The organism is Ornithinibacillus halotolerans (genome assembly GCF_014637405.1).
In the GTDB taxonomy this organism is placed as follows: domain Bacteria; phylum Bacillota; class Bacilli; order Bacillales; family Amphibacillaceae; genus Ornithinibacillus; species Ornithinibacillus halotolerans.
On sequence record NZ_BMEY01000038.1, the window covers coordinates 1 to 9,373 of the forward strand.

Sequence of the window (9,373 nt, forward strand, 5' to 3'; positions counted from 1 at the left end):
TCTTTAGAATCAGTGCGTGGATGTGGTGCGTAAGGGGAAACCATTCAGTGGGCCTTTAAGGCCAAGGCCGGTAACAGAGGCTTCAAGCCGCAGAGCAAACCACCAGTTCACACTGGTGGTTTTGATTAAGTATTTGATTTAGGAGCAAGTAACTGCTAATACCGAACATACATACTTTCAAGATCAAAATAATAATATTTATCATTTAGAAGCCACTTTCCGTTATCGCTGATAGACTATAGTGGCTTAAAAAGTTATAAGCATAGGTATATACTGAATGACCAGTGCCATTAACTCCCTTATTAATCCCGTGAATTACTGCATAATCATTACCGAAATTTTCATAAACTAAAGATCCACTGTCCCCACCTGTCTGAGAGTAAGTAGCTAATCTCATATCCTCAAACCTTGAGCCATTAATATAGAAAGTATAGGATGTATTCACAATTTGGCCACAGGTTATTCCTGTATAGGCGCCTGTTTTACATACAACATCACCCCAATTATCAGCAAAAAAATTGTGTGGGGTAGACACAGCCCAAAGTTTTCTATTTACACCATACATAGAAGTACTTGTACCAATAGTACTACCTAATCTTATTGCCCCTCCATCGCCACCTTTACCTCCGTATTTACGAAAGAACAAATAACCAATGTATGAACCGCCTTGATCAAAATGCTGGTAATCATTCCCACAATGACCAGCAGTTATATAATACTTTCTATTTAAACTATCTTTGGCAGAAAATGCACCAGTACAACCACCGGAGTGACCAGTTTTATTTATATGCAAACCAGTTATCAATGGTCTAGTATAAGCAGATCTGCTACTATCTATTATTTCATCATATTCAACTATAGTGACTAAATCACTATCAAAATAATCCTTCATTAATTTCTCGTTTTTAGCATTTAGAGGTTTAATACCTATCTCAAACTTTTGTTTTTTTATATTATAGCCAATATGTGATACACTTATTTCCTCATCGGATATTTTAACAACATGATTGTTACCAATTTTTTCTTCAAGAGATTTTTGGATATTGTCTATCTCTACTTGATTATACTCGGATTTAAAGAAATGTATTTTACTAGAATTAAATTTCCCAACAATTTGTAATATATCATTTTTGTTTTTCTGAGATAATTCTTTTGTAAAACCGAGATTAATCTCCCCTCCATTATTATGATCGGTATATAAACCACTAAAGATGCTATCAATTTTTTCAGTGTATATATTCTTTAATTAATGGAATTATATTTTGTTGATTATAGACTCTCCGATCAATTTCTTTTTCCTCTTCCATGGTTAAAGCTACGCCATATTTATAACTACTATTTTTTGAAAGTAAAACTTCCAAAATATGTTCATTATTCATATTCAAGCCAAACTCTTCTCTGAATTTTTTACTTTCCTCTACTTTTTCACTTTTCTCAATTAGGCTCATGTTTGAAAGTGAATTCTGTTGAGATTCCTCAGCAAGTACGGTAGTTACTGTTATGAAACTAAAAACTAGAAATACAAGACACAATACAAACACCTTTTTCAACTTTCTCCACATCCTTCCAATTATTCAATATTTTCACAATTTAATTATAACATTTTTCGAGATATTCTCTATTGGGAAAGTTGGAGTCGAATTAGGTAATAAAATAGGAAAAAAACCTTCCATTAGACATGAATCGACTTTATACGCGGAAAGTAGGAAAGATTTAAGTAATATATTCAGTAAAATTAATTCCTGTGCATTAAATTAATTTGCTCTATTTATTATTTTCTGATAATATTTCAGTGAAGTAAACTAAACAGGTATATTAATTTATAATAAGGAGATTATTACTTTGAAAAGGAGAATATTTCTACTGCTTTTTTTATTAGTTTTAATTAGTTGCTCCTCTAAAGTCGAAACCTTCACAGGGGTACTTTTAGAAGTAGATGAGAACTTATTAGTAGTTAGTTGTACTGATGTTATTAAAGGTAGTTATGGAGACGCTTGGGCATATGACTGTCCAGTTAATCTAACTAACACAACCATAATTCTAAATGAAAATGAAGAAGAAATAGAAATTAACGAACTTAAAAAACACATTGAATATTACACAAAAGTGGAAGTAACTTTAGTTTCCAAAACGGATATTGTAGAAAATATAAATGAAATCACGGCTAAAATAATTAAAATAATAGATTGAATTAGGTTTAATTAGAAGTTAATAAGCCACAAATATAGCATGAATTGCAGGTTTGAAGGAAAGGAATTCCCCATAGAAAAGTAACATCATCTATAGTTAGAAAATGCATCATAAAAAGTAATTTTCCTTTGGATGAACAAAGGAATTAAATCAACAGTATTAGCCAAATAAAGTTTTGATGGATTTAAGATATTTCTTGGAATGTCTCACAATTCATAAATAAGAGGGCAAGCTTGTGATAGTTAACACTTAAACTAAACCAGCTAATAGCTGTCAGGCTGTCGAGAAACCCTCGACAGCCTTTTTTATATTCTAAATACTTCAACAATTCACCGCGTTAATTTGTTATAATATAAGTAGATTATTAAGGGGGGCATTGGTATGTTACAATCTCACAATAATAAACAAAATGAGTATGAATTTATATGTATTGAGGAATTAGTACCGGAAGATCACCAACTTCGAAAAGTTGAAAAATACATTGATTTTTCCTTTATTCTAGATATTGTTCGTCCATTTTATTGTGAGGATAATGGGAGACCCTCTATTGATCCTATTGTCCTTTTTAAGATGATGCTCATTGGTTACCTTTATGGAATCAGATCGGAAAGGCAGCTAGAAAAAGAAATAAAAGTGAATGTGGCATACCGTTGGTTTCTCGGTTTGGGGCTTAAAGATCCTGTTCCTCATCATTCTACTATTAGCTGGAATCGCCGGAAACGTTTCAAAGGAACACCTGTTTTCCAAGATGTTTTTGACCAAATTGTTCTTTTAGCCCAATCTCATCGTATGGTTGGTGGACGTGCTCTTATGACGGATTCAACCCATTTAAAAGCGAATGCGAATAAACGAAAGTTCGAGAAAGAAACTGTAGAAGTAGAAACGAGAACTTACATAGAAGAGTTAGACAAAGCTATTGAAGAGGATCGGAAAAATCATGGAAAAAGCCTCTAAAAAGGAAAGAGGAAGTGAGTGAAACCAAAGAAATTAAAGTCAGCACAACTGATTCAGAAAGTGGTTATATGTATCGGGAAGGAAAACCAGAAGGATTTTTCTACTTAGACCATCGGACGACGGATTTAAAATTTAACATTATAACGGATGTTCATGTCACAGCTGGAAATGTTCATGATTCTGTTCCTTACCTAGAGCGCCTAGATCGTCAAAGAGAGCGCTTTGGTTTTAATGTAGAAGCTGTTGCGTTAGATTCTGGTTACCTTACAACCCCAATCTGTAAAGGTTTGGTTGACCGTAATGTTTTCGGAGTTATTGGACATCGCAGATTTAAATCTTCCAAAGGACTAATGCCAAAATGGAAATATAAATATGATAAAGAAACTGATACTTATCGTTGTCCAAATGGAGAAGTACTAAAATATAGTACGACAGATCGTGATGGGTATCGTCATTATAAATCTAATCCAGAATCGTGTTCGACTTGCCCTTTGTTAAGCCAATGCACAAAATCCAAGAATCATCAAAAGGTCATCACCCGTCATGTTTGGGAAGATTACAAGGAACAAATAAGGGAAAATCGACTATCAAAGTCTGGGAAAATGCTGTATAAAAAGAGAAAAGAAACCATTGAGCGAAGCTTTGCAGACGGTAAAGAACTGCATGGGCTTCGCTATTGCCGGTTACGCGGAAGGGAAAATGTTCAAGAGCAGGCGTTAATGACAGCCACCGCTCAGAACATCAAAAAGATTGCCAACCACCTAGCCAAGCTTGGCTAGGTGGTTGGGAGTCTTTTTTAAATTATACTATTGTATAAATTGCAGTTATTCCTACAACCTTTTCATCTAAAAATAAAAGAGTGTAGAGAAAACTAGGGGTTTCTCTACACTCTGCAAACCACCAGTTCACACTGGTGGTTTTGATTTGTATTTAAATTTATAACAGTATTCATAAGTATCGTTAAGAGTGATACAGATTGAATGTGAAACTATAACAGTTCTTTGATTAAGCATCAAACAGAGTAATTATTACGTAAAATAATAAAAAAGATAAAGCAAAGTAGTTGACCTAATATGAATATATGCGCTAAACTTTAAATGTATTAATTATTGTACCAGTCATTTTTGAAAATAATATGTAACAGATTTGCTGTATGCATAATTTGCTAATTCATCTTAAGTGAACTTTAAGCAAATAGGTACAAATTCCTCACTTTTGGGAATGATAGTAAAGATAAATTTATATTGGGTAAAAGAAAGGAAGAGGTGAACTACTTTGAAACATGTATTAGAAAGTATTGAAAGTCAGTTCGAAATGTTCCAGATTCTTAACGAAGATGGAGAAGTAGTTAATCAAGATGACATGCCGGAATTATCGGATGATGATTTGAAAGAACTTATGAAGAGAATGGTTTATACACGTATTCTTGACCAACGCTCAATCGCTCTAAACCGTCAAGGTCGTCTTGGGTTCTATGCTCCTACTGCTGGTCAAGAAGCATCTCAATTAGGGAGCCACTTTGCACTTGAAAAAGATGATTATATTTTGCCAGGGTACCGTGATGTACCACAATTAATATGGCATGGTCTACCATTATATCAAGCATTTTTATTCTCTAAAGGTCACTTCCATGGTAATCAAATGCCAGAGGGTGTTAATGCACTTCCACCACAAATTATTATTGGTGCACAGTATGTACAAGCAGCTGGTGTTGGTTTAGGGTTAAAAATGCGTGGTAAGAAAAATGTAGCAATTACTTATACTGGAGATGGTGGAAGTTCACAAGGTGATTTCTACGAAGGTATTAACTTTGCTGGTGCCTATGGTGCTAATAATATATTTATCATTCAAAATAACGGATTTGCTATCTCTGTTCCAAGAGAAAAACAAACTGCTGCTAAAACTCTTGCACAAAAAGCAGTTGCTGCTGGTATTGAAGGAATTCAAGTGGATGGAATGGACGTATTAGCTGTATATGCAGCAACAAAACATGCTCGTGATCGTGCAATTGCAGGTGAAGGGCCAATGTTAATTGAAACTATTACGTATCGTTATGGTCCACATACGATGTCTGGTGATGACCCAACTCGTTATCGTTCTGCTGATTTAGATTCTGAATGGGAGAAAAAAGATCCACTTGTTCGTTTCCGTAAATTTTTAGAGTCTAAAAATCTATGGACAGAAGAAGAAGAAAATCAAGTTATTGAACAAGCAAAAGAAGATATTAAAGAAGCAATTAAAAAAGCAGACCAACATCCAAAAATGAAAGTTACGGAATTAATCTCTAATATGTTCGAAACACTTCCTAATAATCTACAAGAACAAATGGAAGAGTATAAAGCAAAGGAGTCGAAGTAAACAATGGCACAAATGACTATGATTCAAGCAATCACAGATGCTATGCGCGTAGAACTAAAAAATGATCCTAACGTGCTAGTATTTGGAGAAGATGTTGGCCAAAACGGAGGAGTATTCCGTGCAACAGAAGGCCTTCAAAAAGAATTTGGGGAAGATCGTGTATTTGATACGCCATTAGCTGAATCTGGAATTGGTGGCTTAGCCATTGGCTTAGCATTAGAAGGCTATCGCCCGGTGCCAGAAATTCAGTTCTTTGGCTTCGTATATGAAGTAATCGATTCAATCAGTGGTCAAATGGCTCGTATGCGTTACCGTAGTGGGGGAACTAAAGCAGCACCTATTACTGTGCGCTCACCGTTTGGAGGAGGCGTTCACACTCCTGAGTTACACGCTGATTCACTAGAAGGATTAATGGCTCAACAACCTGGATTGAAAGTAGTAATCCCTTCAACTCCATATGATGCAAAAGGTTTACTAATCTCTGCAATCCGTGATAATGACCCAGTTATTTTCTTAGAGCATATGAAATTATATCGTTCATTCCGTGGGGAAGTACCTGAAGGCGAATATACTATCGAACTTGGTAAAGCAGATGTAAAACGTGAAGGAAAAGATGTAACGATCGTTACTTATGGAGCGATGGTACATGCATCATTAAAAGCTGCAGAAGAACTAGAGAAAAATGGTATAGATGTAGAAGTAATTGATTTACGTACTGTTTCACCAATTGATATTGATACAATTTTAGAATCAGTGAAAAAGACAAATCGTGCAATCGTTGTACAAGAAGCACAACGTCAAGCTGGTATTGCTGCGAATGTTGTAGCTGAAATCCAAGAACGAGCAATTTTACATCTTGAAGCTCCTGTATTACGTGTTGCTGCACCAGATACGGTTTACCCATTCTCCGAAGCGGAGGAAGTATGGCTACCTAATTATAATGACATCATAGAAAAAGTTAACACGGTAATGAATTTCTAATTAATTGATAGGAGGCAATACACATGGCTTTTGAATTTAAATTGCCAGATATTGGTGAAGGGATCCACGAAGGTGAGATTGTTTCATGGATGGTAAAAGAAGGCGAAGAAGTAAAAGAAGATGATGTGCTTTGTGAAATACAAAATGATAAAGCAGTCGTAGAAATTCCATCACCGGTAGATGGAACGGTTAAGAAAATCCATGTACAAGAAGGCGAAGTCGCGGTAGTTGGAGATACATTAATATCCTTTGATGCGGAAGGTTATGAAGACACTGGTAGTGAAGAGTCTGCTCCTGAGGAAGTAAATGAAGAGGCAAAAGCTGAATCTCCCAAAACAGAAGTTGCACCAAATAATAATCAAGCAGATGCGACTGTAGACGAGAATAAACGTGTCATTGCGATGCCATCTGTCCGTAAATATGCACGTGAAAATAATGTTAATATTAAACTTGTAAATGGTACTGGAAACAATGGACGTATTACGAAAGAAGATATTGATAGTTATCTAAGTGGAGGACAAACGGATACTGAAACTACTACTCAAGTATCTGAAGATACTCCGGTTGAAACAGCTACAGCGAAAGCTCCGGTATTAGAAGGTAGCTTCCCAGAAACTCGTGAGAAGATGAGCCCAATTAGAAAAGCTATTGCAAAAGCAATGGTTAATTCTAAAACGAAAGCTCCACACGTTACACTAATGGATGAAGTTGATGTAACAGCACTTGTAGCGCACCGTAAGAAATTTAAGCAAGTTGGACTTGATCAAGGCATTAAATTAACGTACCTCCCTTATGTTGTTAAAGCATTAGTTTCTGCATTGAAGAATCATCCAATTCTGAATGCTTCTATTGATGATGCAACAGAAGAAATTGTTCAAAAACATTATTACAATATCGGTATAGCAGCAGACACAGATAAAGGTTTATTAGTACCTGTTGTGAAAAATGCAGATCGCAAGTCTATTTTTGAAATTTCAGCTGAAATCAATGAATTGGCAGAAAAAGCTAGAAGTGGTAAACTAACACCAGATGAGATGAAAGGTGCATCAAGTACAATTTCTAATATTGGGTCTGCAGGTGGTCAATGGTTTACACCAGTAATAAACTACCCAGAAGCAGCAATTTTGGGAATTGGACGTATTGCTGAGAAGCCTATTGTACGTGATGGCGAAATTGTAATTGCTCCAGTACTAGCGGTTTCATTGAGCTTTGATCACCGAATTGTAGATGGTGCTACAGCTCAATTAGCCTTGAATCAAATCAAACGTTTATTAAATGATCCACAATTAATCATGATGGAGGCGTAGGGGTTATGGTAGTAGGAGATTTTCCAATTGAATTAGAAACATTAGTAGTCGGTGCAGGACCAGGGGGATATGTTGCTGCAATTCGTGCGGCACAATTAGGTCAAAAGGTTACTATTGTTGACAAAGGAGCTTTAGGTGGAGTTTGTCTAAATGTAGGTTGTATTCCATCAAAAGCATTAATCGAAGCTGGACATTCATTTGAAAAAGCACATGGTAATGAAGCACTTGGCATTACAGCCGATAAGGTTTCTGTTGATTTTGGTAAAGTGCAAGAATGGAAAGCATCAGTTGTTAATAAACTTACTTCTGGTGTTGAAAGCTTATTAAAAGGTAATAAGGTTGATATTGTAAATGGTGAGGTTTATTTTGTTGATTCCAATACAGTAAAAGTAATGGATGAAAAAACTTCTCAAACATATACGTTTAAAAACTGTATCATAGCTACAGGTTCATCACCTATTGAAATTCCAACATTTAAATTCTCTGAGCGTGTTCTGGATTCAACAGGTGCGTTAAATCTGAAAGAAATTCCTAAAAAACTTGTTGTAATTGGGGCAGGATATGTAGGAAGTGAACTAGGAACAGCTTATGCAAATTTTGGTACTGAGGTTGTATTCCTTGAAGGTGCAAAAGATATTTTAAGTGGTTTTGAAAAACAAATGACACAGCTTGTTAAAAAAGGCCTTAAGAAAAAAGGTGCAACTATTATAACAGAAGCTATGGCTAAAGGTGTGGAAGAAACTGATAACGGTGTGAAAGTAACATATGAAGTTGGCGGTAAAGAAGAAACTGTTGAGGCTGACTATGTACTTGTAACCGTTGGTCGTCGTCCTAACACAAGTGAAATTGGTCTTGAGCAAGTTGGTATTGAAGTAGACGAAAGAGGACTTATCAAAGTAGATAAGCAATGTCGTACGAATGTATCTAACATTTATGCTATTGGTGATATTGTTGCTGGAGCTCCACTTGCTCACAAAGCTTCGTATGAAGGTAAAATTGCTGCTGAAGCAATTAGTGGAGAAAAATCCGAAGTTGACTACATTGGTATGCCTGCAGTTGCTTTCGTTGAACCAGAATTAGCTTCTGTAGGTCTTACTGAAAAAGAAGCAAAAGATGCTGGTTACGATGTAAAAGTAGCTAAATTCCCATTTGGTGCCAATGGACGTGCATTATCGCTTAATGCAACAGATGGATTCTTAAAATTAGTTACTCGTAAAGAGGATGGCCTAATTTTAGGTGGTCAAATTGCTGGTCCAAATGCTAGTGATATGATTTCTGAAATTAGTTTAGCTGTGGAAGCTGGAATGACTGCAGAGGATATTGCATTAACGATCCATGCACATCCAACTTTAGGAGAAATTACGATGGAAGCTGCTGAAGTTGCACTTGGTATGCCAATTCATACACTATAATCATTAATAAGAGTGATGTGTGTTCTCTCACACATCACTCTTTTTTTATGTCATTTGAAAACCCCTGGCTATGCCGGGGGTTCCGGAGAGCTTATAGCGTGGTATTAAAATTAAGAAAGGCCTCTCTTCGTGATAAGATATAGTTGGTTTCCCGACCACTACATCAAATAA

The 9,373-nt window shown here is 35.8% G+C and carries 8 protein-coding genes; 6 read left to right on the plus strand and 2 right to left on the minus strand.

All coding sequences use genetic code 11. The annotated features are described in order from the left end of the window. Positions 1-205: 205 nt before the first annotated feature. Both IEV35_RS19890 and IEV35_RS19895 read right to left on the minus strand, forming a co-directional pair. The gene (locus tag IEV35_RS19890) at positions 206-892 is read right to left on the minus strand and encodes a chymotrypsin family serine protease (RefSeq protein ID WP_188386401.1); all 687 of its coding nucleotides are present in this window, start codon (positions 890-892) and stop codon (positions 206-208) included. Positions 893-1,226: 334 nt separating this feature from the next. Continuing rightward, positions 1,227-1,550, minus strand: a complete 324-nt coding sequence (locus IEV35_RS19895; RefSeq protein ID WP_188386402.1) for a hypothetical protein — start codon at positions 1,548-1,550, stop codon at positions 1,227-1,229. A 292-nt stretch (positions 1,551-1,842) separates the two neighbouring features. Between IEV35_RS19895 and IEV35_RS19900 the strand changes: the two genes are divergently transcribed. The 6 genes from IEV35_RS19900 (at position 1,843) to lpdA (ending at position 9,202) form a co-directional block, all read left to right on the plus strand. Continuing rightward, positions 1,843-2,190 (plus strand): hypothetical protein, encoded by a 348-nt coding sequence (locus tag IEV35_RS19900; protein WP_188386403.1) that lies wholly within the window; start codon positions 1,843-1,845, stop codon positions 2,188-2,190. Positions 2,191-2,571: 381 nt separating this feature from the next. Further along, positions 2,572-3,923 (plus strand): IS1182 family transposase gene (locus IEV35_RS19905; RefSeq protein ID WP_373284790.1). Its coding sequence is split into 2 segments (ribosomal slippage): positions 2,572-3,139 and positions 3,139-3,923, totalling 1,353 coding nucleotides; the frame shifts between segments, so codons are not numbered across the junction. A gap of 535 nt (positions 3,924-4,458) precedes the next feature. Continuing rightward, positions 4,459-5,502: a pyruvate dehydrogenase (acetyl-transferring) E1 component subunit alpha gene (pdhA, locus tag IEV35_RS19910; RefSeq protein ID WP_188386407.1), complete on the plus strand. Its 1,044-nt coding sequence runs from the start codon at positions 4,459-4,461 to the stop codon at positions 5,500-5,502. Positions 5,503-5,505: 3 nt separating this feature from the next. After that, positions 5,506-6,483, plus strand: coding sequence for an alpha-ketoacid dehydrogenase subunit beta (locus IEV35_RS19915; RefSeq protein WP_188386404.1), 978 nt, complete (start codon positions 5,506-5,508; stop codon positions 6,481-6,483). Between the two features lie 23 nt (positions 6,484-6,506). After that, complete coding sequence (locus IEV35_RS19920) at positions 6,507-7,790, plus strand: dihydrolipoamide acetyltransferase family protein (protein WP_188386405.1); 1,284 nt, start codon at positions 6,507-6,509, stop codon at positions 7,788-7,790. 5 nt (positions 7,791-7,795) lie between these two features. After that, positions 7,796-9,202 (plus strand): dihydrolipoyl dehydrogenase, encoded by a 1,407-nt coding sequence (gene lpdA, locus IEV35_RS19925; protein WP_188386406.1) that lies wholly within the window; start codon positions 7,796-7,798, stop codon positions 9,200-9,202. Positions 9,203-9,373 lie beyond the last annotated feature (171 nt).